At 69.1% G+C, this 25,091-nt stretch carries 17 protein-coding genes; 8 read left to right on the top strand and 9 right to left on the bottom strand.

Translation table 11 applies throughout. From position 1 onward, the window contains the following. The first annotated feature begins 160 nt into the window (after positions 1-160). Both ABH933_RS12585 and eccCb read left to right on the top strand, forming a co-directional pair. On the top strand, positions 161-529 hold the full coding sequence (locus tag ABH933_RS12585; RefSeq protein WP_429417511.1) for a hypothetical protein: 369 nt from the start codon (positions 161-163) through the stop codon (positions 527-529). Beyond that, the gene (gene eccCb, locus ABH933_RS12580; RefSeq protein ID WP_429417508.1) at positions 522-4,877 is read left to right on the top strand and encodes a type VII secretion protein EccCb; all 4,356 of its coding nucleotides are present in this window, start codon (positions 522-524) and stop codon (positions 4,875-4,877) included. The genes ABH933_RS12585 and eccCb overlap by 8 nt, the downstream gene beginning before the upstream one ends. A gap of 42 nt (positions 4,878-4,919) precedes the next feature. Here the strand turns inward: eccCb and ABH933_RS12575 are convergent, their stop codons facing one another. The 5 genes from ABH933_RS12575 to ABH933_RS12555 form a co-directional block, all read right to left on the bottom strand. After that, positions 4,920-5,366, bottom strand: a complete 447-nt coding sequence (locus ABH933_RS12575; protein WP_429417505.1) for a hypothetical protein — start codon at positions 5,364-5,366, stop codon at positions 4,920-4,922. Positions 5,367-5,480: 114 nt separating this feature from the next. Beyond that, positions 5,481-6,698 carry an adenosylmethionine decarboxylase gene (gene speD / locus ABH933_RS12570; protein WP_429417502.1) on the bottom strand — a complete coding sequence of 406 codons (1,218 nt, stop codon included), beginning with the start codon at positions 6,696-6,698 and terminating at the stop codon, positions 5,481-5,483. 8 nt (positions 6,699-6,706) lie between these two features. Next, on the bottom strand, positions 6,707-7,822 hold the full coding sequence (locus tag ABH933_RS12565) for a type III PLP-dependent enzyme (RefSeq protein WP_429417499.1): 1,116 nt from the start codon (positions 7,820-7,822) through the stop codon (positions 6,707-6,709). Between the two features lie 304 nt (positions 7,823-8,126). Continuing rightward, a complete protein-coding gene (locus ABH933_RS12560) occupies positions 8,127-10,634 on the bottom strand; it encodes a DEAD/DEAH box helicase (RefSeq protein WP_215921881.1) in 2,508 nt (835 codons plus the stop codon). Between the two features lie 45 nt (positions 10,635-10,679). Next, a complete protein-coding gene (locus ABH933_RS12555; RefSeq protein ID WP_215921883.1) occupies positions 10,680-11,636 on the bottom strand; it encodes a proteasome assembly chaperone family protein in 957 nt (318 codons plus the stop codon). 376 nt (positions 11,637-12,012) lie between these two features. On the opposite strand from ABH933_RS12555, the gene ABH933_RS12550 reads away from it, so the two are divergent. Then, positions 12,013-12,633, top strand: coding sequence for a sensor domain-containing protein (locus tag ABH933_RS12550; RefSeq protein WP_429417495.1), 621 nt, complete (start codon positions 12,013-12,015; stop codon positions 12,631-12,633). 190 nt (positions 12,634-12,823) lie between these two features. Continuing rightward, the gene (locus ABH933_RS12545) at positions 12,824-14,095 is read left to right on the top strand and encodes a DUF4192 domain-containing protein (RefSeq protein ID WP_429417493.1); all 1,272 of its coding nucleotides are present in this window, start codon (positions 12,824-12,826) and stop codon (positions 14,093-14,095) included. A 77-nt stretch (positions 14,096-14,172) separates the two neighbouring features. Here ABH933_RS12545 and galE read toward each other — a convergent pair whose 3' ends face one another. The 3 genes from galE to ABH933_RS12530 all read right to left on the bottom strand — a co-directional run bounded on the left by galE (position 14,173) and on the right by ABH933_RS12530 (position 16,314). Next, complete coding sequence (gene galE / locus ABH933_RS12540) at positions 14,173-15,153, bottom strand: UDP-glucose 4-epimerase GalE (protein WP_429417491.1); 981 nt, start codon at positions 15,151-15,153, stop codon at positions 14,173-14,175. A 12-nt stretch (positions 15,154-15,165) separates the two neighbouring features. Then, entirely contained in the window at positions 15,166-15,852 is a 687-nt protein-coding gene (locus ABH933_RS12535) for an iron dependent repressor, metal binding and dimerization domain protein (protein WP_429417809.1), read from the bottom strand. A gap of 225 nt (positions 15,853-16,077) precedes the next feature. Continuing rightward, a complete protein-coding gene (locus tag ABH933_RS12530) occupies positions 16,078-16,314 on the bottom strand; it encodes a hypothetical protein (RefSeq protein ID WP_429417489.1) in 237 nt (78 codons plus the stop codon). 149 nt (positions 16,315-16,463) lie between these two features. Between ABH933_RS12530 and ABH933_RS12525 the strand changes: the two genes are divergently transcribed. The 3 genes from ABH933_RS12525 (at position 16,464) to ABH933_RS12515 (ending at position 21,951) form a co-directional block, all read left to right on the top strand. Continuing rightward, positions 16,464-17,882 (top strand): RNA-guided endonuclease TnpB family protein, encoded by a 1,419-nt coding sequence (locus ABH933_RS12525; RefSeq protein WP_429417486.1) that lies wholly within the window; start codon positions 16,464-16,466, stop codon positions 17,880-17,882. 69 nt (positions 17,883-17,951) lie between these two features. Further along, positions 17,952-19,196: an acetoin utilization protein AcuC gene (locus ABH933_RS12520; protein WP_215921893.1), complete on the top strand. Its 1,245-nt coding sequence runs from the start codon at positions 17,952-17,954 to the stop codon at positions 19,194-19,196. Positions 19,197-19,221: 25 nt separating this feature from the next. Next, entirely contained in the window at positions 19,222-21,951 is a 2,730-nt protein-coding gene (locus tag ABH933_RS12515) for a GNAT family N-acetyltransferase (protein WP_429417807.1), read from the top strand. Between the two features lie 41 nt (positions 21,952-21,992). Here ABH933_RS12515 and ABH933_RS12510 read toward each other — a convergent pair whose 3' ends face one another. Further along, positions 21,993-22,295 carry a hypothetical protein gene (locus ABH933_RS12510; RefSeq protein ID WP_429417818.1) on the bottom strand — a complete coding sequence of 101 codons (303 nt, stop codon included), beginning with the start codon at positions 22,293-22,295 and terminating at the stop codon, positions 21,993-21,995. Here ABH933_RS12510 and ppc point away from each other — a divergent pair. Continuing rightward, positions 22,203-25,025 carry a phosphoenolpyruvate carboxylase gene (gene ppc / locus ABH933_RS12505; RefSeq protein WP_429417484.1) on the top strand — a complete coding sequence of 941 codons (2,823 nt, stop codon included), beginning with the start codon at positions 22,203-22,205 and terminating at the stop codon, positions 25,023-25,025. The genes ABH933_RS12510 and ppc overlap by 93 nt on opposite strands. Positions 25,026-25,091: the final 66 nt, after the last annotated feature.

Genomic DNA, 25,091 nt, shown 5'->3' with positions numbered 1-25,091 from the left:
GGCGGTCCGTGCCGGGCGAGCCGTGCGGCCGGAACGTCCGGTCGGCGTTCGTCCGCGATACCGGATTCGTTTCGCGCTCAACGTAACCGTGAACGTTCCCGCCGCCCACTGGCTACAGTGAGGCTGTGCCGCACACGCGGCGCAGAAGGGGTGGTGGGTAGTGCCGACAGTGATCTTCACGGTTGCGGGCGGACGCGGGGATTCCCGGATGCTGGACCGGCTGACCGGCGAGCTGGCCGAGGATCTGCGGGATATCCGCAGCGTGGCGGTGACCGAGGTCGCCGACGTCGGCATCACCGGAACGAAATCGGGCACGGTACTGACGATCGGGCAGCTGGCGGTATCCGGCTCCGCGCTCACTGCCGTCAGCCTCGTGATTCGCGATGTCGCCCTGCGCTTCCTGGACCGCACCCGCGCCGAATCGATCACGATCAGCAACGGCGAGAAGAAGGTCGTCATCGAGCGGCCCTCCGATGCCCAGGTCGACGGCCTGGTGGAGCAGATGCGAGACATCCTGCAGGATGACTGATCCGCCCGCCCGCCGCCGCGCGCTGTTCGTCGCCAACGACACCTTCCATTCGCCCGGCATCCCGCGGCTGTACGCGCCGGTCGCCGACGCGCATGCGCTGCGAGAACTGTTGCGGGACCCGGAGATCGGCGCATTCGCCCCGGCCGAGATGCTGGTCAACGAGTCCAAGGGCGAGATCGAGCGCGGTATCGAGCGACTGTTTCGCGGCGCCGGACCGGACGATGTGGTGCTGTTCTACTTCTCCGGCCACGGGATCCGCACGCGGCAGAATCTGTATCTGGTGACCAGCAATACCGATATCGATCTCATCAGCAGCTCCGCGGTATCGGCCTCGTTCATCAAGGAACTCATCCGCGAGACCGCGGCGGCGACGACCATCATCCTGCTGGACTGCTGCTACAGCGGCGCGTTCCTGGGCGGCGAGATGATCAAGTCCCAGCCGACGATCGACGATTTCGGGCACGATCTGGCCTCCGGCGACGGCATCTGCGTGCTGACCGCCACCACGGCCGTGCAGGTCGCCGAGGACGGCGGTCCGGATCGCTCCGCGCCGCTGTCGGTGTTCACCGCGGCGATCGTCCAGGGGATCGCCTCGGGCCTGGCCGACGATGGTACCGGCCTGGTCAACACCCACAGTCTGTGGCGCTACGTCAGCGCGGAGGTGCGCGGGCGGACCAGCGCGCAGACGCCCAGTCACTACGGGATGTTGAAGGAAGAGGTCCATATCGCGCGCACCCGCCGCCGGCTTCCGGCGGTGATCGACGGCAGCAACCGGGTGGCCCTCGGCGGCCTGCTGGGCCGGCTCGAATCCACCGCGGACCGCGGTCTGTGGGCCGAGAACTGGTGGGGCGCGGGGCGATTGGTGGTGCCCATCGGCCAGCAGCGCCGGCCGGACGGCGGTGACGGCGAGACCGTCTGGCTCGATTTCGCCGGTCCGGATCGCAGCCTGATCGTCGTCGGCCGGTCCGGCAGCGGGAAGAGCACCTTCCTGCGCACGCTCGTCGGAGCGCTCGCCCTGACACACTCCCCGCACGAGGTGCGGATCTTCGCGCTCGAGTCGAGCAATCGCGTGGGATCACTGCGTGAGCTGCCGCATATCGCGCGCGTCGTCGGCGACGACGAGCCCGAGGAGGTGCGGTCGCTGCTGCAAGAGATCGTCGAGGAGATACGCGTTCGCAAGCGCCTGTACCGGGAGCAATCGATCGATTCGCCTGGGAGCCTGCGCTCGGTCCGGTCGGGGCTGGCGCACGGCCCGGTTCCGGATCTGTTTCTGCTGCTGGACCGGTGGGGCGATTTCGCGGATCTGCTGCCGGACATCGCCGTCATGCTCAAGCAGATCGTCGGCGTGGGGCCGGAATACGCGGTCCATGTCGTCGCGACCCTCCGGGACTGGCGTGAGGTCCCCGACTGGCTGGCGGATCTGGTGGCCTCGCATGTGGAACTGCGCCTGCACCGGCCGGACGAGTCGCGCGTCGATCGCGAGCGTGCGATGCGGCTGCCGGAGGCCCCGGGCTGGGCGCTGGTGGGGCAGCGGCCGTTCCGCATCGCGATGCCCGATATCCGGGGCATCCCGGCCGATGTCGTCGAGCAGCCCGAAATGACCGATGGCGCGGCGGATCTGGTCACCCGGATCACCCGGTCACTGGGAAGCCGGCGCGGCGAGAGCGGCCCCCGTCGGGTGGAGAGCGGTGGCGACAACGATTTCACCACGCTCTACGGAATAATCGATCCCGCCGATCTGGACCTCGAGCGGCGCTGGCAGCCGAAGTACGGTGCCGACCGGCTGCGGATTCCGTTCGGAGTGGACGATAGCGGCCGACCGGTCCTGCTGGACCTCAAGCAGAGTGCCGAAAACGGTATGGGCCCACACGGATTGATCATCGGCTCGACGGGGTCGGGGCTGCGGATGCTGATTCGGACGATCGTTCTCGGGCTGGCGATCGAGCATGCTCCCGAACAACTGAATCTCCTGCTGGTCGAGTTCGACGGCTCCCGGATGCTGGGCGATTTCGCCGGATTACCGCATGTGGCAGGGTATGTCGGGAACATGGTGGAGGATCTGTCACTGGTGCGGCGGTTCGAGGAGGCGCTCAGTGGTGAGCTGAACCGGCGCCAGGAACTGTTCCGCGAGCTAGGGAACTTCAGCAGCATCCACGAATATCAGCAGGCGCGCGCGGTGGGTGCGCCGCTCGAGCCGATGCCCGATCTGGTCGTCATCGTCACGGGATTCACCGAATTGCTGTCCGAGGTACCGGATTTCGCCAATGTGCTGACTGCGGTGGGGCGCCTGGGCCGGACCCTGGGTGTCTACCTGCTGCTCGCCTCGCGGCGCCTGGACGAGACATTGCTGCGTGGCCTCGAGTCCCACCTGTCCTACCGGATCGGCCTGAAGACGTTCTCCGCCAGCGAATCCCGGGTCCTGCTGGATGTGCCGGACGCCTACACGCTGCCCAGTGCCCCCGGCAGCGGATTCCTGCGTACGCATCCCGGTGGGGAATTGATTCGATTCATGGCCGCGCACAGCTCTCGCGCGGTGCTGGCCGATCGAGCGAACGGAGCCGCCGAGGTCGCCGATCGCCCGCTGTGGGAGGTGATCGTCGATGCCGTACCCGTCGATGGCCGACGATCACACCAGGTCTGGCTCCCCCCGCTCGGCGTGGCGCCGACGGTGGGGGCATTGATGTCGCCGACACCGGGCCGAAAACCCGACCTGAGTCCGGTGGCGATCGGCATCGTCGACAAGCCGCAGTATCACCGTTACGACCTGCTGTTCGCGGACCTGTCGGGCAGCCGGGGAAATGTCGCGACCGTGGGCGGCCCGCAGGCCGGTAAGTCGACGGCGCTGCTGACCCTGATCCTCGCGCTCGCCGCGGCGCACACCCCCGCACAGGTGCAGTTCTATTGCCTCGGCTTCGGCGGCGGGGCCATGTCGGCGCTGGCCGGACTCGATCATGTGGGCGCGGTGGCGGGTCGCCGTGACCTGGAATTGGCGCGCCGCACTCTCGCCGAGCTGACCGCGCTGGTGCAGCGGCGCGGGGAGATCTTCCGGCAGGCCGGGATCGACTCGATGAGTGAATACCGCCGTCGCAAGGCGGAATTGGCGGAGGCGGGTACGGACCGGATCGCGGGCGACCCGGTGGGGACCGATCCCTTCGGCGACGTGTTTCTGGTGATCGACGGGTACGACGGCGTGCGCGGGAACTTCGAGGCCCTCGAGTCGATCGTCACCGATATCGCCTCGCGCGGACTCGCGTTCGGGGTGCACGTCGTGCTGTCGGCGGGGCGCTGGTCGGTAATGCGTCCGGCGCTGAAGGATCGGCTGGGGACCCGGATCGAGCTGCGCCTCGGGGATCCCACCGATTCCGAGTCCGGCCGCAAGATCGCGTCGTCGGTCCCCCTGGGGCGTCCAGGTCGTGGAATGACCCCGGACGGGGAGCACATGCTGATGGCGTTGCCGAGCCTCGATGCCCGTGGGAACCCTGCGGAGGTGGTCGATGGCTTGGTTTCGGCTGTCCACCAGCTGAATTCGCGCTCTCCCGGTCCGGGCGCACCGGAGATCCGCCTGCTGCCGGTGCGATTGGCCCACGATGAGCTGCTGCGTGCCGTCGCGGAACGGGACGCGGTCGCGCCACCCAGGGACGCGTCCCTGCGATTTCCGCTCGGCCTCAACGAATCCGAACTGGCGCCGGTCCATATCGACTTCGGGAGCACGCCACACTTCATGATCTTCGGGGAGTCCGAATCCGGGAAGACGAATCTGCTGCGACTTCTGGTGCGCGGCATCTGCGAATCGAACGATCCCGCTTCGGTGCAGATCGTGGCGGCCGATCCGAGGCGCACCCTGCTGGGGGACATACCGTCGGGCTGTGAGGCCGCGTATGCGACGAGCGCGTCGAGCCTCACCGCGGTCATCGCCGATCTCGTCGCGTTCCTGGAGAAGCGGGTGCCGCCGCCGGACGTGACACCGCAGCAGCTGCGTGAGCGGTCATGGTGGAGCGGCCCGGAATTGTATGTGCTCGTGGACGATTACGAGTTGCTCGCCACTGGCGGCGAGAGCCCGCTGAGTCTTCTGCTGGAACAGCTGCCGCATGCTCGGGATCTGGGCTTCCATCTGATACTCGCGCGGCGCGCGAGCGGCGCGGCCCGAGCCCTGTACGACCCGGTCATCGCGCGGATGAAGGACCTCGGATCGGCCGGTCTGGTCATGAGCGGAAACCGTGAGGAGGGGGTGCTGCTCGGCACGACCAGGCCCACACCTCTTCCCCCGGGCCGCGGAGTGCTGGTGACACGCGCGGGCGAGGAGATGATCCAGACCGCCTTGGTCCCACCGGCCGCTGCCACCGGATGAAGGCCGGTGGGAGTGCACCACCGCGTACCGATGAACTGGCTCTCAGAACTTCCGGCGCTCCCGCGGCACCAGCAGGCACAGCAGCGCGATGATCAGCCCGCCGCCCAGGGCGTACAACCCCCAGGCACCCGTGAGCAGGTGGTGGTAGTCGGTGCGGAGCTGGTGGTCGAAGGAACCGTCCAGGCGCCAGGCCAGGACGCCGACCGTGACGAGACCGACCAGGACGCCGAGCCAGCCCAGGATGCGCGAGCCGAACAGGGCCGCCAGCAGGAGGACTGCCGCGACACACAGCACCACGAGGGCCAGCGACGTCTGCAGGGTCACGGACTGGGATTGGATCTGATCCAGCGAGCGGCCCGCGGGGAACCCGTCGCGAAGCTCGGTGAGCTGCACGTGACGTGCCCCGACCGTGCCGATGAGCGGCCCGAAGGCTCCCACCGCCACCGCGACAGCACAGGCGAACAGCAGCAGATGGACGAAAGTGCGCATACTCCAGGGTATGGCGGGGCGATGGATGCCGCTCGCAACTTTCGCGGATGCGCCATGGCGGCGGCGGGTCGGTCGCGCGCGGTGATTCCGGGTGCGCGCGACCGACCTACCGCATCAGCCGACGGCGGCCGCCGAACGCAGCGCGTGCGGCTCGATGGCGCCGCGGACCAGCGCCCGCTCGTCGACCGTCGCGGCGTGGTACGGCAGCCGCGGCAGCGTCCCGGTCATCTTGGCCACCGGATCCTCGATCGCCTTGGGGGTCCCGAAGATGAATGTCCACTCGTGCTCGTCACTGACGTACGGGACGACGGTGTCGAACAGCTTGTGGAACCGGGTCCAGGAGCGCTCCAGGGTTTCGTTGCGCCACATGGTCTGACAGCCCGCCTGCGCCGCGAGCACGCCGCCCTCGGCCAGCAGCGCCTTGCAGCGCTCCAGGAACTCGTCCTCGTACAGGCGGTTGTGCTGGGCGTCCTCCACCCGCTCGTCGGGCAGGTCGATACAGATCAGGTCGTAGCGCACGCCCCGGGCCTGCGCCTGGGCCAGGAAGTCCCAGCCGTCGGCGTAGTGCATCTTGATGGGTCCGGACTGCGCGACCGCCTCGGCCAGATCCGACTCGGAATAGCCGTAGGGGAGATGCTTCGCGCACAGCTCCACCTCCAGCTGGTCGATGTCCACATGGTCGACGTGCGAGGCGCCCGCGGCCACCGACATCTGCGAGGCGACGCCCTCGCCCGAGCCGACGATGAGCACCCGATCGAGCTTCTCCGCCAGCGCGTAGCCGGGCACCAGCATGGCCTCGTGATAGGTCAGCTGGGAGAACTCGGTGGACTGGCGATCGTCGTCCGAGAACAGGCTCACGCCCTGATCGGTGCGCGCGATCACCATGTGCTGGAACGGAGTTCGGGTATCGACGATGATCTCGTGCAGATCCCACACGCGCGTGAGGCCCTTGCCCACCGGCTCGTGGATCCGGCGCGCGGCATGCCCGCGCTGGACCACCTCCATGTGCACCGAGGCCGGTGCGAGCTCCTGCTGCAGCAGTTCCACGGCCTTCGTCGCACCGGCACCGATGCTGCCGCAGGTGAATACGTCGACGAAGATGTCGCCGGACTCCGGATAGGTATGGATCGAGGCGTGCGACTCCGACAGCAGTGCCAGCACCGTGACACCCTGCGGATCGAACTTCTTGTGCACCACTTCGCAAATGGTCACCCCCGCGGCGACCAACGATTTTCGAAGCGCTGCTTCGAGTCGTTCGAGATCGTCGCAGAGGTTCGCGTCGACACCACCGAACTCGGCCAGCACGTGCCAGCCGGTGAATTCTGCCGTCATGGGCAAACTCACTCTCGCTCAGCGCCGATGACATGGACTGTCAAAGGCGGAAAACCGTTGAAGGACACCGACGAATAGCTCGCCGTATAGGCGCCGGTATCGAGGATCCGAATGGGATCACCGGCTCGCAACGTGGTCGGTAGGAGGACACGCGTGCGTTGATAGAGTACATCGTCCCCGTCGCAGGTCGGACCGGCAATCACCGCCTCGTCCCGCACGTCACCGTCTCGTGAGGTCTCGATCCGGTAGGCGATGTACTCGTTCTCGGTCTCGGCCATGCCGTTGTAGCGGCCGATATCGAGGTATATCCAGCGCCGCCCGTCCGGCGCGATGCGCACATTCACGACCTCGCCGTGGATCACACCGGCGTTGCCCACCAGGGCGCGGCCGGGCTCCACCACCAGATCGATGTGCTCCGGGAGATGGCGCGCGACCGCCGCGGCGATCACCGCGCCCAGCTCGGACAGCTCCGGCGCCGCCTCCGCATACGAAATCGGCAGTCCGCCACCGATATTCACCGCTTCCACCGAAATGTCCTTGACCGCAAGGGCTTCGGTGATCGCCGCGGCTTGTTCGATGCCGATCCGCCAGGCCGCCGGGTCCAATTGCTGTGAGCCGACATGGAAATACGGTCCCACCGGAACGAGCCCGACATCGCGGGCGCGCACCAGCAGGCGCACCGCCTCGCCGGGCGCACAGCCGAATTTGGTGCCGAACGGCGTCTGCGACTGCGGCGCCGACGCCAGGAAACGGCACTCGACCCGCGAACCGGGCGCGTGCTCGGCGATGCGGTCCAGATCGTCCTCGGTGTCGAAGGCGTAGCGGCGCACGCCCGCGGCGTAGGCGGCGGCGATGTGCGTCGCCTTCTTGATCGGATTGCCGTAGCAGAGGGTGGCCGGGTCTACGCCCAGGCCGAGGCACTGCTCGATCTCGCCGATGCTGGCGACGTCGAATTCCGCCCCCTCGGCGGCCAGCAGCCGGATGATCTCCGGCATCGGAGAAGCCTTGACCGCGAACCGAATTCGGGCTGTCGGCAGCGCTGAGCGCAGTGCGCGGAAGTTGTCGCGCACCCGGGCGAGGTCGATGACGAGATAGGGCGACTCGGGCGCGTGTAGACCGAACAATCTAAGGGAACTCTCTTTCTTCCGGGCAGCCGCCCGCCGCAGACAGCGAGCGAGAGCGTATCAGCGGGAGGGGATGCGGAACGAACTGGATCGACGTCGTCTTGATCACGTCTGCGCACGGTGCCGCGGCAGGGCCGCTCGCCGAACGACGAGTGCTTTTACCGGACCGCCGGATGTGTGCGCACGACACCGGGTTTTCGGCCCAGGATCGCACCGGATGCCGGGGCGCGGTGGCCCCTGCCGGAGTCGTGGCGACCACGGATGTGGGTACGGCGGGTCTGTGCCCGCGTCACGCGCGCGGCGTTCATCCCGCACTCACCGTGACCTCGTCGAACACCACCTCGCCGGCGGCGTCCGACTCCGGCAGATCGACCACGGCATCGATGGACCAGCCGTGATCGCCGGACGGATCGTCGAGCACCTGGCGCACCCGCCACAGGCCGGGGCGCTGCTCGATCTGGAACAGCCGCGGGCCGCGCGCGGCCGGGCCGGTGCCGATCTCGGCGTATTCGTCGAAATACCCGGCCAGTTCGGACTCCCAGTCCGGGCCGTCGTCGAGCTCGTCCAGGGCTGCCCAGCGCCGCAGCGCCGCCAGCTCGACACGCCGGAACATCGCATTGCGCACCAGTACCCGGAAGGCCCGCTCATTGGCCGAGATCGGGCGGACGGTCTCCGCGCCGAACGCCAGCTGCTGCGAATCGTTCTCCGAACCCGGATTAGTGAGCTGTTCCCACTCGTCCAGCAGGCTCGAATCCACCTGGCGCACAAGCTCACCCAGCCACTCGGTGAGATCCTCGAGTTCCTCGGTCCGCGCGGATTCGGGCACCGTGCGGCGCAGCGCGCGATAGGCGTCGGCCAGGTAGCGCAGCACCACGCCCTCCGAGCGGGCCAGCTCGTAGTTGCTGACCAGTTCGGCGAAAGTCAGTGAGCGCTCGATCATTTCGCGCACCACCGACTTGGGTGAGGGGCTGAACTCCGACACCCAGGGATGACCGCCGCGATAGGTTTCGAAGGCGGGCTCGATCAGCTCGGCCAGCGGCTTGGGCCAGGTGACCTCTTCGAGCAGCTCCATGCGCTCGTCGTATTCGATACCGTCGGCCTTCATCTCGGCGATGGCCGCACCGCGCGCCTTGTGCTGCTGGGCGAGCAGGAGCTGGCGCGGGTCCTCGAGCGTGGACTCGATGATCGACACGACGTCCAGCGTATAGGTCGGGGTCGAGTTGTCGAGCAGTTCCAGCGCGGCCAGGGCGAACGGCGAGAGCGGTTGATCGAGGGCGAAATCGCGCTGCAGATCGACGGTCAGGCGCGCGCGACGGCCCAGGGCGTCGGGTTCGTCCAGCTGCTGCACCACACCAGCATCGCGCAGCGCGCGGTACAGGCGAATGGCCTTGACGATATGTTTGCGCTGCGCTGACCGAGATTCGTGATTGTCCTCGAGCAGATGCCGCATCGCGGTGAAGCAGTTGCCGGGCCGGGCGATCACATTGAGCAGCATCGCGTTGGTCACCTGGAACCGCGACACCATCGGTTCGGGCTGCGCGGCCACCAGCCGGTCGAAGGTCTCCTCCGACCAGGACACGAAGCCCTCCGGCGGCTTGCGCAGCTGCACCCGCTTCTGCTTCTTCGGGTCGTCGCCCGCCTTCGCGCGCAGGCGGGCGTTCTCCACCTCGTGCTCGGGCGCCTGTACCACGACCGTGCCCATCGTGTCGTAACCGGCACGGCCCGCGCGTCCGGCGATTTGATGGAACTCGCGCGACTTGAGCCGGCGGGTGCGCACGCCGTCGAACTTGGTCAGGCCCGTCAGCAGCACCGTGCGGATCGGCACATTGATGCCGACGCCGAGAGTGTCGGTGCCGCACACCACCTTCAGCAGTCCCTCCTGGGCGAGGCGTTCCACCAGGCGGCGGTACTTGGGCAGCATGCCCGCGTGGTGCACTCCGATGCCGTGGCGGATCAGCCGCGAGAGTGTCTTGCCGAAGCCGGTGGCGAAGCGGAATCCGCCCAGCGCCTCGGCGATCGCCTCCTTCTCGGCCTTCGAGGAGAAGTTGACGCTCGTGAGCGCCTGCGCGCGCTCCAGGGCGGCGGCCTGCGTGAAATGCACGACGTAGACCGGCGCCTGACTGGTGGTGACCAGATCCTCGAGCGTCTCGGTGATCGGCGTGCGGACGTACGAGAACATCAGCGGCACAGGTCGTTCCGCGCCGCTGACGATCGCCGTCTCGCGTCCGGTGCGGCGGCGCAGATCCGCGGCGAAGAAGTCGACCTCGCCCAGGGTGGCCGACATCAGCAGGAATTGCACCCTGGGCAGCTCGAGCAGCGGCACCTGCCACGCCCAGCCCCGATCCGGATCGGCGTAGTAGTGGAACTCGTCCATGACGACCTGGCCGACATCGGCGCCCTCGCCCTCGCGCAGCGCCAGATTCGCCAGGATCTCGGCGGTCGCACAGATGATCGGCGCGTTCGGGTTCACCGCGGCGTCCCCGGTCACCATGCCGACCTTGTCCGCGCCGAACACCTCGCACAGCGCGAAGAACTTCTCGCTGACCAGGGCCTTGATGGGGGCGGTGTAGTAGCTGCGCTGCCCGCGGTTCAGTGCCGCGAAATGCGCGCCCACCGCCACCATCGACTTACCGGACCCCGTCGGCGTCGACAGGATCACGTTGGCGCCGGTCATCAGCTCGAGCAGCGCCTCCTCTTGCGCCGGATACAGCGCGAGGCCCTGCTCGACGGTCCACTCGGCGAAGGTCTCGTACAGCCAGTCGGGATCCACGTCGGGGACGACACGGTCGGGGATCAGTTCGGACAGCTGCACGTGCGACGAGTCTAGTGGCCGGGTGTGATGCCCCGGCCATCGGCGTCAGAGCTGATCGGTGCCGTCGGGGAGATCGGTGTCGCCGAAGCCGGTCTGCTCGGCCAGAAAACGCTCGAACTCGGCGCCCAATTCTTCGCCGGTCGGCAGGTCGGCATCGCTGGCCAGCAGGCTGGACTGGCGCTCCTGTGCGGTGACGAAGCTGTCGTACTGGCGCTCGAGGGCCTGCACCACCGTTTCGACCTCGGAGTTGCCGGCGATGTGCTCGTTGACCTGTTCTCGCACCCGCGCCGCCGCCTCGCCCAGGGCCGCGAGCGGCAGATCCAGCCCGGCGTTGTCGGCGACGTTCTCGAGCAGGGTCTGGGCCGCCTCCGGATAGGCGGTCTGCGCCAGGTAGTGCGGCACGTGCACCGAGAAGCCGATCGATTCGTGGCCGTGCTGCGCCATCCGGTACTCCAGCAGCGAGGAGGCGCTGCCCGGCACCTGCAGCTCACCGGGCCAGCGCTGATGCTCGCCGATCAGGTCGCGATCGCTGGAGTGCGCGGTGACACCCAGGGGACGGGTGTGCGGAATCGCCATCGGAATCGCGCTCAGGCCGATCGTGCGGCGCACGCCGAGCTGCTCGGCCAGCAGCCGCACCGCGGTCACGAACTTCTCCCAGCGCAGATCCGGCTCCAGGCCGGACAGCAGCAGGAACGGCGTACCCGTGGTGTCCTTGACCGCCCACAGCGACAGCTCGGGCTCGGCGTAGTCGGAGAAGTGATCGGTCTTGAACGTCATCAGCGGGCGACGCGAGCGGTAGTCGAGCAGCTCGTCCACGTCGAAGGAGGCGACCAGCTCCGCCTCGAGGCTCTCGCGCAGGTGGGTGGTGGCCAGGCGGACGGCGTGGCCGGCATCGGTGAAACCCTCCAGCCCGTGCACCAGCACCGGACCGGCCCCGTCGGCGGACGACAGCTGCGGCGCCGGGAATTCCAATTCGTACATTCGCGACTCGTAGTCCTCCATCGCGTGCTCCTTCCTGCGTGGTCCGCCACGACCGGGCCGGCGGCGGGGCGGGGGCGAATCCGGGCGCCGCCTACCGTTCTGGTCCGTGAGACCACCTTCCATTGTCCCTCATGTGTTTCCGGCACGGTGTCGTCGGGCTGGATGATCGACGCGCTCCCGGAGCACAACGCGCGACCGGCCGGTCCGCATTCCCAGGTCGTGCCCTCGGCGTGGCAGCGTAGGCTCTCCGCGCGAGTTCGGCATAGTGAGCAGGGTGAACGTGCCGGGCGGACCGTATCCGGGGCGGCCTCGGGGTACGAGGCGGCCTCGCGGCGGTCGGGCCCTGGTCGCCGGCTACGCGGCACTGGGGTGCCTGCTCACCGCCTGCGGATCGACGGTGCCCGGACATCCCGCCGCCGAGGTGCGCAGCAGCGCCGTGGCGCGGCAAGCCGCGACGGACCTGGCCTCGATGCTGCCGACCCAGGCGCAGTTTCCCTCCTCCTATCAGACGGCGGTGCTGTCGTCCGAGGAGGCCACTCGGGCCGCGGCGGACCTGACCGGCATTCCCGACGGGGTGACGACCGTCACCCCGGCCGGGTGTGCGACGGCGTCGCCGTCGGATCCGAACGCCGTCGCGATCGTGGTCGGCACCGACGACGACACCCGGGCCACGATCACCGTCGAACTGACGCGGGCCGCCGAGCCGCTTGCGCGGCTGCACGCGCAACTGCGGCGTTGCGGCACGGTGCGGGCCCAGCATGGCCCGATCGCCAATACCGTTGTGACGCAACTCGATCCACCGCCGCCGGTGAATGCCGACGACTCGCTCGCTTGGAGCCGGACGGTGAGCGGGCAGCAGCGGGGGCCGGGCCTGGACAGGTCCATGCGGACGCTGGCCGCGCAGCTCGGTGACGTGCGGATCACCGCCACCTATCTGAGCTTCGGGGACGGCACACCCGACATGGAGGGGCTGGATCAGGTGTTCACGGCGGCGGTCGCGGACGTCCGCAAGGGCTGAACCGTCGGGACGGATCGCGCGCCTGCCCGCGAGTCTCCCTGTCCGGACGATAGCAGCCGCCCCCGACATGAACCCGCCTCGCGGACCCTGATCGGGGGAGTGATGCACAGCGCCGAAGGTTATCCCCAGGCCAACCGAAAGCCCAGGTCGCCGCCTGACCGCCGACACGTGCTGCGGCCAGGGTGGATGCATGACAACCGCTACCGATCCCACTCCCGCCGACAACGCCTCCGGTCGCTACTGTGCCGGCACCGCATCGATCCGGCCCGAGGCCGCCCGGACCACACCCCCGACCGTCACCGGCCGACCCGCGGGGTCGGCCCGGGATGGTGCCTGCGCGCCGAACGAACCGGCGGCCGATCGGCTGTCGCTACGGGTCGACACTCCCTCCGAATGCATCGCCGCGGTCCCCGCGTTGCTCGGGTACGTGCCACGCCAATCGATCGTCGCCCTGCTGTTGAACGAGGCGCCGCCGCGGTCCGGTGCGGTGATCCTAGGCGCCGTCACCCACCACGAGCTGGTCCTGTCCGGCCCCGCCGCATGGGCGCGGCTCTCCGAGCAGTTGGCGGGACTGTGCGCGCGTCAGCGCGTCGTCGCGGTGTTGGTGCTGATCATCGATGACCGCGCGGCACAGCCCGGCGGGGATCGCGCGACGCGCCGACGTGGCCGGCACCGCGAACTCGTCGGGGCGCTCGAGAGCGCACTGGCTGCCGAGGGCATCCAGCTCGACGAGGCCTGGGGTATGTGCGCGATCGCCCCGGGCGCACCGTGGTGGGATGTGCTGGCACCCGGGACCGCAGGCGTGCAGACCGATCCTGCCGCCTCGCCCGTCGCGCTGGCCGAGGCGTTCGACGAGCGCGGAACCTGCTCCTCGCACACCGAGCCGAGCGTTCCGCTGGAGCTCGATGCGCAGCTCTCGCACGACGTGCGCGGGGAGCTCGAGATGGCGACGATCGAGGCGGGGCACCGATTCCGCGCCGCGGTGTTCCGCGACGAGGTGAGCCGCTACCAGCGTTCAAGTCTGGAGGAGGTACTCGACCGCGTCGACGGTGTCGCCGCCGGCGGCGAGCTCGGTGCGCGTGCCATGGCTCGCATTGCCGTCGCCCTGCGCGATCCCACCGTGCGCGACGCGATGTTCGCGTTGGCCGGCGGCCCTCGTGCGGACGCCGCCGAGCAGGTGTGGGCGCACCTGTGCCGGGCCCTGACCGGACGGGACCGCGCGGAGGCGGCGACTCTGCTGGGCTACTGCGCGTTCACCCGCGGCGACCGGTCGCTCGCGGGAACCGCACTGCAGGCCGCACTGGAATCGAATTCGGACCACACCCTCGCCCGGCTGCTCGACACGGCGCTCGGCGTCGGGATGCAGCCCCAGGAAATCCGCAAACTTGCCTGCAGCGGCCGCGCCAAGGCCGCCGAACTCGGCGTCGAGCTCGATCTGCACCCGGAATGGCCGCAGCCGTGAGGTCTGCGGCCGGACGATCGATGCGTGCCCGCCACCGGCGTCGCGCGGCCGGGTGCCGGAGGCCGCCCGGCGCGGTGCTACCGGGCGCTGTGCGCGCGGGCGCCCAGCGACTGCAGGAAAGCCCAAGCGTCGGTGACGATCTCGTCGAGGTCGTTGTGCTCCGGACGCCATCCGAGTTCGGCGATCGCGCGCTTGCTGGAGGCGATCAGCACCGCGGGATCGCCGGCGCGCCGGGATGCGTCGACCGCCGTGATCGGGCGGCCCGTCACCCGCTCGCAGGCCGAGATCACCTCGCGTACCGAAAAGCCGGTGCCGCTGCCGAGATTGAAGATGCGATGCTCGCCCGCGCGGGATTGGGCCAGCGCGAGCAGATGCGCCTGCGCGAGATCCCGGATGTGGATGTAATCGCGGACCGCGGTCCCGTCGGCGGTCGGATAGTCCGTACCGAACACCGAGATCGATTCCCGATGCCCCAGAGCCGTCTGCAGAACCAGCGGAATGAGATGGGTTTCCACCACCCGGTTCTCGCCGAGCCCGCCGTAGGCCCCGGCGACATTGAAATAGCGCAGGCTGGTCGCGCCCAGCCCGTGGGCCACCGCGTAGGAGGTGATGGCGTGGTCGATCGCCAGCTTGGAGGCGCCGTACGGATTGGTCGGCCGCGCGGGGGCGTCCTCGGTGATCGGCACCCGCTCGGGCTCGCCGTAGACCGCCGCCGTCGAGGAGAACACCAGCCGGGGGGTGCCGGCGCGGCGCATGGCCTCGAGCAGCGCCAGGGTCTTGACGACATTGCCCTGCCAGTACTTCTCGGGCCGCTGCACCGACTCGCCCACCAGCGACTGCGCGGCGAAGTGCAGGACGCCGTCGAAGGATTCGGACTCGATCAGCTCCACGCCGACGGTCGCGATGTCGCCGTCGACGAATTTGGCCGCGCTGGGCACTCCCTCGGCATTGCCGGTGGACAGATCGTCGACCACGACGACCTCGTGGCCGTCCTCGATCAGAACCTGGGCGCAGACGCCGCCGACGTACCCCGCACCACCGGTGACCAGAAGTTTCATGCTGTGGATTCCTCAGACCAACTTCACCTGGACGGCATGCGCCATCTCGTCCGACAATTCGAATCCGCCGTGGCCGGGCACCGAGATGACAACGACCCCGGGCTTCGTCTCGACGGTGACACGGGCATCGGGCACCACGCCCGCCTCCCGCAGTTGACCGATGATCTCCGGATCGGTCTGGATGTGCTCCGACAGCCGGCGCACCACCACCGCGACGACCTGGCCGGCCGGCAGGTCGGACAGCCGGACCAGCTTCTCCTCGGCCGAGCCGGAAGCCGTCACGCCCAGTTCGTCGAGGCCGGGAATGGGGTTGCCGTAGGGGGAGGTGGTGGGATTGTTGAGCACCTCGACCAAGCGGCGCTCGACATCCTCGCTCATCACGTGCTCCCAGCGGCAGGCCTCGGCGTGCACGTTCTGCCAGTCGAGCCCGATCACGTCGACCAGGAGCCGCTCGGCCAGCCGGTGCTTGCGCATCACCGCGACCGCCATGGAGCGGCCCTTCTCGGTCAGCTCGAGGTGGCGATCGCCCGCCACCAGCAGCAGGCCGTCCCGCTCCATCCGGGCTACCGTCTGGCTCACCGTCGGGCCACTCTGCTCGAGGCGCTCCGCGATGCGGGCGCGCAGCGGTGTGACGCCCTCCTCCTCGAGATCGTAGATGGTACGGAGATACATCTCCGTGGTGTCGACCAGATCCTTCACCTGATACCCCTTCGTCGGCACGAATTCTACCCACGCGCGGTCGCGGTCCCGCGCGCCAGCATATTTCGCTTGTCCTGCGGAAATGCCGAGCCGCACGGGCGCGCCCCGGCGACGCCGGAATCCGGCGCGCCGCACTGCTTAGCATTTGTACTGCATAGCAACGACAAAAAAGGTGTGCCGCATTCCGTGTCAGGAGGCCGGGGGCGGTCCGCACGGGACGCCGGGTCAGTTCGGCGCCGGGACCTGGACGCCCGGGGGCGGAGCCAGGGCGATGACGTCCTCGTCGATGCGCTGCAGGTGCCGCAGCACCCGGAAGGTCACGGTGTGCGGGGTGGGAACCCCCAGGCTGTCGGTCTCGAGCAGGGCGGCGATGCCGGGGCCGGCCTCGATCGGCGACCGGTCCTGCGCACGGCCCAGATGCGCCACCAGTACGTCGATGTTGCGGGCGATCCGTTCGGCCACGCCCGCGAGCCGGGGATCGGCGCCCGGATGACCGCATTCGGCCGTGAGCTCGGCGGTCGTCGCCAGATAGCGGGCGTGGTAGGCGGAGGTCGTAACTTCGTCGGAAGTCGCGTCGCATTCTTGTCGGTGGCAGGTGGGATGCTGCAGCGGTGCGGCACACGTCGTTTTCGTATTGCTTGGATCCCACGGTCGAGCAACAGCAGATACTGTCGCGACACGCTGGTGCCGCCCGGTTCGCGTTCAATCAATGCCTGTCGGCAGTGAAGTCGGCGTTGGACGACCGTACGACCGATCCGGCTGTGTCGGTGCCATGGTCGGGGTTCGACCTGATCAACTACTTCAACCAGTGGAAGAAGACCGAGGACGCGGGCCGAGTCTTCATCGTCGACACCAGGGGTACTGCCACTGTGTCGGCGACCGGGCTTGCCTGGCGTGATCAAGTGTGCCAGCAGGCATTCGAAGAAGCAGCCATTGATTGTGCACGGGCATTGGCGGGCTGGGCCGACTCGCGGCACGGCACTCGCAAAGGGCCGCGGGTCGGATTTCCCCGGTTCAAGAAGAAATCCACGGCATGTCCGTCGTTCCGGTTGCGCAACAAACATGCTCGTGGCGCACGACCCATGATCCGAGTCGGCGATAGCGACAGTCCACGGTCGGTGACGTTGCCCCGGATCGGGACGATCCGAGTGCGTGAGGACACCCGCCGGTTACGGCGAATGCTGAGCACCGGGCGTGCGAGAATTCTGTTCGCCACCCTCAGCAAGCGGGCAGGGCGTTGGCAAGTGGCGGTGAACGTGGAGGCGGCTGACCTGCACCCGCATGCGTGTCACCGACCCCGCAGCACCCGCGATCGGGGTGGCTGGGTCGGGGTTGATCGCGGGCTGTCGGCCTTTCTGGTCGCCGCCACGAGCGACGGAACTCGAGTCGCTCGAATCACCGATCCACCAAGGGCGCTGGCGACTGGAATGCGTAAACAACGTCGTCTCGCGCGAGCGGTATCACGGAAACCGAAGGGGTCCAACAACAGACGGCGCGCGGCGGCCCGGTTAGGTCGCCACCATGCCCGGGTTGGCAGTATTCGTCACCATTTTCTTCATCGGGTCTCCACGGAGTTGGTCAATACTCACGACCGACTCGTGGTGGAGGACTTGAACACCGCGGGGATGCTCAGCAACCGCCGCCTCGCACGGTCGATCAGTGACGCCGGATGGGCCGAGTTCGCACGGCAGGTCGCCTATAAACAGGCATGGCGGGGCGGCTCAGTGCTGGTGGCGGATCGCTGGTTCCCGTCGAGCCAGCTCTGTTCACGCTGTGGTCTGCGCAAACGTGAGCTGGGCCTGGCCGATCGGGTCTTCGGTTGCGGGTGCGGCAATCAGCTTGATCGCGACCATAACGCCGCGGTCAACCTCGCTGCCTGGGGCGAGCAACATCATTCCCAGGTCCGGGAGCCCGAAGCGCGAGCCCCGGTCATCAATGCCCGCCGACGGGAAGGCTCTGGCCCACACACTGGTGTGGGTGAAACCGGCCCGGATGACGCGGGAACCGACACTCGCACCGTTTCAGCGTGAGTGTGGACGTCCGAGAAGGACGGTGTCTCCCAGCCTTACCGTAGGGAGACTCGCTGTAGCGTGACACGTATGGCGAGCGCAGCGCACAGCCCTGCCACCGTGGTGTGGACCGACCGTTTCCTGGACTACACCTGGACGCCGGAGCATCCGATGAAACCGGCACGGCTGCGGTTCACGATGGCGCTGGCCCGTGGTCTGGGCCTGCTCGACGGCGTGGAGCCGCTGGCGCCCGGGCCGGCAGGAGATGCCGAACTGCTGCGCATCCACACGCCCGCATATCTCGACGCGGTGCGTCACGCCGAGCCCGCCCCGCCCGGCGCCGCCGCCCCGGTCACCGCGCCGTACGGGCTGGGGACGCAAGACAATCCGGTCTTCCCGCACATGCACGAGGCGGCCTCGGTGATCGTCGGCGGCACCCTGGCGGCGGCGGGCGAGATCGCGGCGGGCCGCACCCGGAGGGCGGTCAGCATCGGCGGCGGCATGCACCACGCGATGGCCGACTCGGCCTCGGGCTTCTGCATCTACAACGATGTGGCGGTGGCCATTTCGTGGCTGCTGGACCACGGATTCGACCGCATCGCGTACGTCGATGTCGACGTGCACCACGGCGACGGCGTGCAGCGCGCGTTCTACGGCGACCCTCGGGTGCTGACCATCTCGGTGCATCAGCATCCGGCCACGCTGTGGCCCAACACCGGATGGCCCGAGGAGACCGGGGCGGGTGCGGCCGAAGGTACGGCGGTCAATCTCGGCCTGCTGCCCGGAACCCGGGATGCCCAGTGGCTGCGCGGATTTCATGCGCTCGTGCCCGGCGCCCTGGCCGCGTTCCGGCCGCAGCTGCTGATCAGCCAATGTGGTGTCGACACCCACCGGGAAGATCCCCTCGCCGATCTGGAATTGACCGTGGACGGGCAGCGCGCGGCGTTCCTGGCCATGCGCGATTGGGCCGACCGGTACGCCGAGGGCCGGTGGCTCGCGGTGGGCGGCGGCGGATACGGGCTGGTCCGGGTCGTGCCGCGGGCATGGACGCATCTGCTGGCCGCGGCCCTGGACCGGGATATCGACCCCGCCACGCAGATTCCGGCCGCCTGGGTGGAACAGGTCCGCGCCTACGCGCCCGCGGTCGAACCGCCGCGCACCATGGGCGACGGAACGGCGGCCGACTATGTGCGCTGGGACGGTCCGGGCGGTGCGCCGGATACCGGCGACGCACGGGCCGACCGGGCGCAACGTGCGGTCGACACCGCGCTGCTGGCCACGCGCCGGGCGGTGTACCCGCTGCTCGGCCTTGATCCGGAGGACCCCCGTGACTGATCCCGAGCACTCCCGCCCCAGCTGGATGGAGACGTTCGGCCCCGACACCCCCGAGACGCCGCCACCACCGCCGCAACACTGGTTCGCCGATGTGCTCGCCTCCGATGGCGGGGTGGTCAGGCTGCGCCCGATCGTCCCGGACGACGCCGAGGGCATGGAGCAATTTCACGCCCGGCTGTCCGATCGCACCCGCTATCTGCGGTATTTCGGACCGTATCCGCGCATGACGCCCAAGGACCTGTACCGGACCACGCATGTGGACTATCACGATCGGGTTGGTCTCGTCGTCGAGCTGGGTGCGGAGATCATCGCCGTGGGGCGCTACGAGCTGCTCACCGATCGCGAGGGGCCGCGCGCGGCCGAGGTGGCGTTCGTCGTCGCCGATGCCCATCAGGGCCGGGGCCTGGGCTCGATTCTGCTCGAGCACCTGGCGGGCGCCGCCGCTGAGAACGACATCGAGACCTTCGTGGCGGAGGTGCTGGCGGAGAACAGCGCGATGGTGACGGTCTTCCGCGACGCCGGATATCAGGTGCAGCGCAGCCGCGACGGGTCGGTGCTGCATCTGGAATTCGCCATCGACCCCACCGAAGCGCTGCTGTCGGTACGCGATTCACGCGAGCGTGCCTCGGAGGCGCGCAGCGTGGGCAATCTGCTGCACCCGCGGTCGGTCGCGGTCATCGGGGCGACTCCGTCGGTGGGCCGGGTCGGCGGGACGGTGCTGGCCAACCTGCTGTCGGGGGTGTTCCAGGGCCCGGTGTACCCGGTGAATCCGAATCGCAGCTCGGTGCGCGGGGTGCGGGCGTATGCCACCGTCCGCGACATCCCCGACGAGGTGGATCTGGCGGTGGTCGCGGTGTCGGCCGCGCAGATCGCCTCGGTGCTCGACGACTGTATGGCCAAGCGGGTCAAGGGCCTCGTGGTGCTGACCGCCGGATTCTCCGAGACCGGTCCGGCGGGATTCGAGGCCGAACGGGAGCTGGTCGCCGCGGCCCGCGGTCACGGCATGCGGGTGGTGGGGCCCAGCGCCCTGGGCATCGCGAACACCGATCCCGCGGTGTCGCTCAACGCGACCCTGGCATCGGTGCTGCCCGGCCGGGGACGGGTCGGATTCTTCTGTCAGTCCGGGCCGTTGGGGGCCGCGATCCTCGGGGAGGCGGCCGCGCGCAGGCTGGGGCTGTCGGCCTTCGTGTCGGCGGGCAACCGCGCCGACGTGTCCGGTAACGACCTGCTGCAGTACTGGGACACCGATCCCGATACGGACGTGGTGCTGCTGTACCTGGAGACGTTCGGCAATCCGCGCAAGTTCTCCCGGATTGCGCGGCGGGTGGCGCGCACCAAACCCATTGTGGCCGTGAGCAGTGGGCGCAATTCCATGCGGAGCGCCTCGCCGAGCTCGCTGGAGCGGTCGGTGGAGCGCGATCTGTTCGCTCAGGCCGGGATCGTGCAGGTCGACACGATCTCCGAACTGTTCGACTGTGCGATGCTGCTGGCCTATCAGCCGCTGCCGGCGGGGCCGCGGCTGGCGGTGATCGGCAACAGCGCCGCGCTGGGATGGCTGGCGGTGGACGCGGCGCGCGGCGAGGGCCTGGAGGTGGGCGAGCCGGTGGATCTGGGGCCGCAGGCCGGGCCCGAGGACTACCTGACGGCGACCGCGGCGGCGGTGGCGTCCAACGTCGTGGATGCGGTCATCGTGATCTTCGCGCCGCCGGTGCCCACCGCCACGGCCGCCTACGCCGAGGCCATTCGTTCCGGGGCCGGGCAGGGGGTGTACGCGGACGGTGGCGGTCGTGCCCCGGCCGATGGCTCCGCGAAGCCGGTGCTGACCACGTTCGTCGCCGATCACGGCATGCCGAATCTGCTGGCTACCAGGGGCGTCGGGGGTGCGGTGGAGAACGGTTCGATCCCGTCCTACCCCGATCCCGAACGTGCCGCGCGGGCGCTGGCGCGGGTGCACCGCTACGCGGACTGGCGCACCACCCCGGCCTCGGCGGTGCGGCGCCCGGCGGATCTGGATGTGGACCGGGCGCGGAATCTGATGGAGCGGTGGATGATTCGCTCGCCCGAGGGGAGCTGGCTCGGCGATCTGGAGGCGGTGGAGCTGCTGGACTGTTACGGCGTCCGGGTGGTCGAATTCCGTGAGGTCCGCGACGCGGCCGCGGCCGAGGCGGCGGCGGAGGAGCTCGGTTATCCGGTGGCGGCCAAGGCAACGGGGGAGATGTGGCGCAACCGCTCCGATCTCACCGGGGTGCGGCTGGATCTGTGGCGGCCCTCGGCTGTGCAACGCGCCTACCACGATCTGTCGGAGATCTCCGGCAACGAGGTGGTGCACATCCAGAGGATGGCGACCAAGGGGGTCGGCTGCGTGCTGCGCGTGCAGGACGACCCCTCGTTCGGCTCGGTGATCAGCTTCGGGCTGTCGGGCATGATCATCGATCTGCTGGGTGATCGCGTCTATCGCGCGTTGCCGCTGACCGAGGCCGAATCGGTCGAACTGATCGACGCGCCGCGGGCCGCGCCACTGCTCGAGGGCCGCACCGGCGTACCGGGCAAGACCATCGGTGAGCCGGTGGACAAATCGGCCCTCTCCGAACTGGCGCAACGCATCTCGGCGATGTGCGACGACCTGCCGGAGGTGCGCGAGCTGTCCATCGAGCCGGTGCTCGCCTCACCCGAGGGCGCCGCGGTCCTCTATGCCCGCGTCCGCATCGGCCCGGAGCCCAGCCGCTTCGACATCGGCCCACGTCGTCTCGCCTGAACCGAAGCGGCCGGTGGCACTGGTCCCGCGGGCGTCGAGGTTCAGGCGCCGCCCGCGATCCGCTCGACGGCGTCCAGTACCTCGGGCAGCTTGGTGAAGCCCTCATCGGCGAGGAAGTGGCCGCCGCCGGGCACCTCCACGAGGTCGGCGGCGAACCCGATGGCCCTGTGCCCGAAGCTGACCGCGCGATCTGTTCCCGCCTCGGCCGCGCCGGACCCCGGCCGCTCGCCCCGGGCCGATACGCTGGGCTCATGCGCGAAGATCAGATAGAGACTGCCACCGCGCCACTGCGGGACGATATCCGTTTCCTGGGAGCGATCCTGGGGGACACGATCCGCGATCACGAGGGGCCGGAGGTGTTCGACCTCATCGAGCGGGTCCGCGTGGAGGCATTCCGGGTGTGCCGCTCCGAGGTCGAACGCAGCGCGGTCGCGGATATGGTGCGCGACACCGATATTCGCGTCGCGCTCCCGCTGATCCGGGCATTCAGCCACTTTCTGCTGCTGGCGAATCTGGCCGAGGATCTGCAACGCGACCGCCGGCGTGCGGTGCACCTCGCGGCGGGGGAGCCGCCGCAGGAATCGAGCCTGGCCGCCACCTACCGCAAGCTCGATGCCGCACGCCCGGATGGGGCACTGGTCGCCGATCTGCTCGACGACGCGCTGACCTCACCGGTCATCACCGCCCATCCGACCGAGACCCGCCGTCGCACGGTGTTCGACGTGCAGTCCCGCATCACCGATCTGATGCGCCGGCGGCAGCACTACGCTGCTCCCGATCCGCAGTACGCCGAGATCGAGGTGGAGCTGCGCCGCCAGATTCTGACGCTGTGGCGCACGGCCCTGATCCGCCTGGCCCGCCTGCGGATTCAGGACGAGATCGAGGTCGGCCTGCGATATTACGACCTGACGCTGCTCGAGGTGATTCCGCGGATCAACGCCGACGTGCGCGCCGCACTGCGGGCGCGCTGGCCGGACCATGCCCTGCTGCAGCGCCCCATGCTGCGGCCGGGCTCGTGGATCGGCGGGGACCGTGACGGCAACCCGAATGTCACCGGAGAGGTGGTGCACCGTGCAACCCGTCGGGCGAGCGCGGTCGCCTTCGGGCACTACCTGACCGAGCTGCTCGAGCTGGAGAAGACGCTGTCGCTGTCGGTGCGCCTGGCCGCGGTCACCGACGACCTTGCGCGCCTGGCCGCGGCCGGATTCGACCCCCAACGCTCCGACGAGCCGTATCGCCAGGCCCTGCGCGGTATCCGGGCCCGCCTGACCGTGACGGCCGACCGCGCGCTGGGCGAGGTCCCGCTCGACGGCATCGCTCCCGGCGAGCTGGGGCACGTCGAATCGGATCGCGAGAGACGTTCCGGCACAGGAGAGCCCGAGTCTGCGCAGCTGGTCCCGTACCGCGACCCGCGGGAACTGCTCGACGACCTGGACGTCGTCGACGCGTCGTTGCGCGCCTCGGGCGACGGCCTGCTCGCCGACGACCGGCTGGCCGCGCTCCGCGGCGCGGTCGACACCTTCGGATTCCACCTCCAGGGCCTGGATATGCGCCAGAACTCCGAGGTGCACGAGCAGGTCGTGGCCGAACTGCTGGCCTGGGCCGGGGTGCACGGGGACTACGCGAGCCTGCCCGAGCCGCAGCGGATCGAGCTGCTGGCCGCCGAACTCGGCACCCGGCGCCCGCTGCTGGGACCGGACGCGCGGCTGAGCGAACTGGCGGCCAAGGAGTTGGGCGTGCTGCGTGCGGCCAAGGCCGCCCTCGACGATCTGGGCCCGGACACGGTGCCCAACTACATCATCAGCATGTGCACCTCGGTCAGCGATCTGCTCGAGGCCGCCCTGCTACTGAAGGAGTCCGGCATCCTGGACCCGGGCGACGCGCAGACCGCGCCGAGCAGCCCGGCCGGGGTGGTGCCGCTGTTCGAGACCATCGAGGATTTGCGTGCCGGTGCGCAGACACTGGTCGCGGCCCTGGAGGTGCCCGCCTATCACCGTCTGATCGCTGCGCGCGGCATGCGGCAGGAGGTGATGCTCGGCTACTCCGACTCCAATAAGGACGGCGGGTATCTGGCGGCCAACTGGGCCCTGTATCGCGCCGAGCTCGATCTGGTCGAGGCCGCGCGCAAGACCGGAATCCGGTTGCGGCTCTTCCACGGTCGTGGCGGCACCGTTGGTCGTGGCGGCGGTCGTAGTTACGACGCCATCCTTGCCCAACCGGCCGGTGCGGTCCGGGGCGCGCTGCGCTTGACCGAACAGGGCGAGGTCATCTCCACCAAGTACGCCGAGCCCGGCACCGCGCACCGCAATCTGGAGTCGCTGGTCGCGGGCACGCTGGAGTCGACGCTACTGGACGTGGAGGGCCTGGGCGCCGACGCCGAACCGGCCTACGAGCTGTTCGACGAGCTGGCCGAACTCGCGCGGCGGGCCTACGCCCGGCTGGTGCACGAAACACCCGGCTTCGTCGAGTATTTCCGCGCCTCGACCCCGGTCGCCGAGGTCGGCGACCTGAATTTGGGCAGCCGCCCGGCCTCGCGCAAGCCGACCAATTCGGTGAGCGATCTGCGCGCGATCCCGTGGGTGATGGCGTGGAGCCAGTCGCGGGTGATGCTGCCGGGTTGGTACGGCACTGGTTCTGCGCTCGAGCAGTGGGTGGGGGACGATCCAGCGCGGCTGGCGACGCTGTCCGAGCTGTACCGGCGCTGGCCGTTATTCCGCACGGTGATGTCGAACCTGGCGCAGGTGATGGCCAAGGCGGACCTGGACATCGCCGCCCGCTACGCCGAGCTGGTGCCGGACGAGACGTTGCGGGACACCATCTTCGGCATGATCCGCGAGGAGTTCGATCGCACCGTGCGCATGCACGCCGCCATCACGGGCAGCGACCATCTGCTGGCCGATAATCCGGCGCTGGCCGAATCCATTCGCAACCGCTTCCCCTACCTCGAGCCGATCAACCAGATGCAGGTGGAACTGCTGCGCCGCCGCCGCGCGGGCGACGACTCCGAACTCGTCGAGCGCGGAATCCTGCTGACCATGAACGGCTTGGCGACGGCGCTGCGCAACTCCGGATAGCGCAGCCAGCCAAGACCGACAGTCGATGGGATTTGAATGGGAGACGTGCTGTCGCGTGCCGTCGGC

The organism is Nocardia sp. GP40, assembly GCF_050434125.1.
In the GTDB taxonomy this organism is placed as follows: Bacteria; Actinomycetota; Actinomycetes; order Mycobacteriales; family Mycobacteriaceae; genus Nocardia; species Nocardia albiluteola.
The sequence above is the reverse complement of the archived record's forward strand: the minus strand, read 5'-3'. Positions and strand labels throughout refer to the sequence as shown.

What these genes read in the sequence shown, in the direction of transcription:
- eccCb (WP_429417508.1), top strand. Translation starts at nt 522, where the DNA reads ATGACTGATCCGCCCGCCCGCCGCCGCGCGCTGTTCGTCGCCAACGAC.
- ABH933_RS12575 (WP_429417505.1), bottom strand. Translation starts at nt 5,366, where the DNA reads ATGCGCACTTTCGTCCATCTGCTGCTGTTCGCCTGTGCTGTCGCGGTG.
- speD (WP_429417502.1), bottom strand. Translation starts at nt 6,698, where the DNA reads ATGACGGCAGAATTCACCGGCTGGCACGTGCTGGCCGAGTTCGGTGGT.
- ABH933_RS12555 (WP_215921883.1), bottom strand. Translation starts at nt 11,636, where the DNA reads ATGGAGGACTACGAGTCGCGAATGTACGAATTGGAATTCCCGGCGCCG.
- ABH933_RS12545 (WP_429417493.1), top strand. Translation starts at nt 12,824, where the DNA reads ATGACAACCGCTACCGATCCCACTCCCGCCGACAACGCCTCCGGTCGC.
- galE (WP_429417491.1), bottom strand. Translation starts at nt 15,153, where the DNA reads ATGAAACTTCTGGTCACCGGTGGTGCGGGGTACGTCGGCGGCGTCTGC.
- ABH933_RS12520 (WP_215921893.1), top strand. Translation starts at nt 17,952, where the DNA reads ATGGCGAGCGCAGCGCACAGCCCTGCCACCGTGGTGTGGACCGACCGT.
- ABH933_RS12515 (WP_429417807.1), top strand. Translation starts at nt 19,222, where the DNA reads ATGGAGACGTTCGGCCCCGACACCCCCGAGACGCCGCCACCACCGCCG.
- ppc (WP_429417484.1), top strand. Translation starts at nt 22,203, where the DNA reads ATGCGCGAAGATCAGATAGAGACTGCCACCGCGCCACTGCGGGACGAT.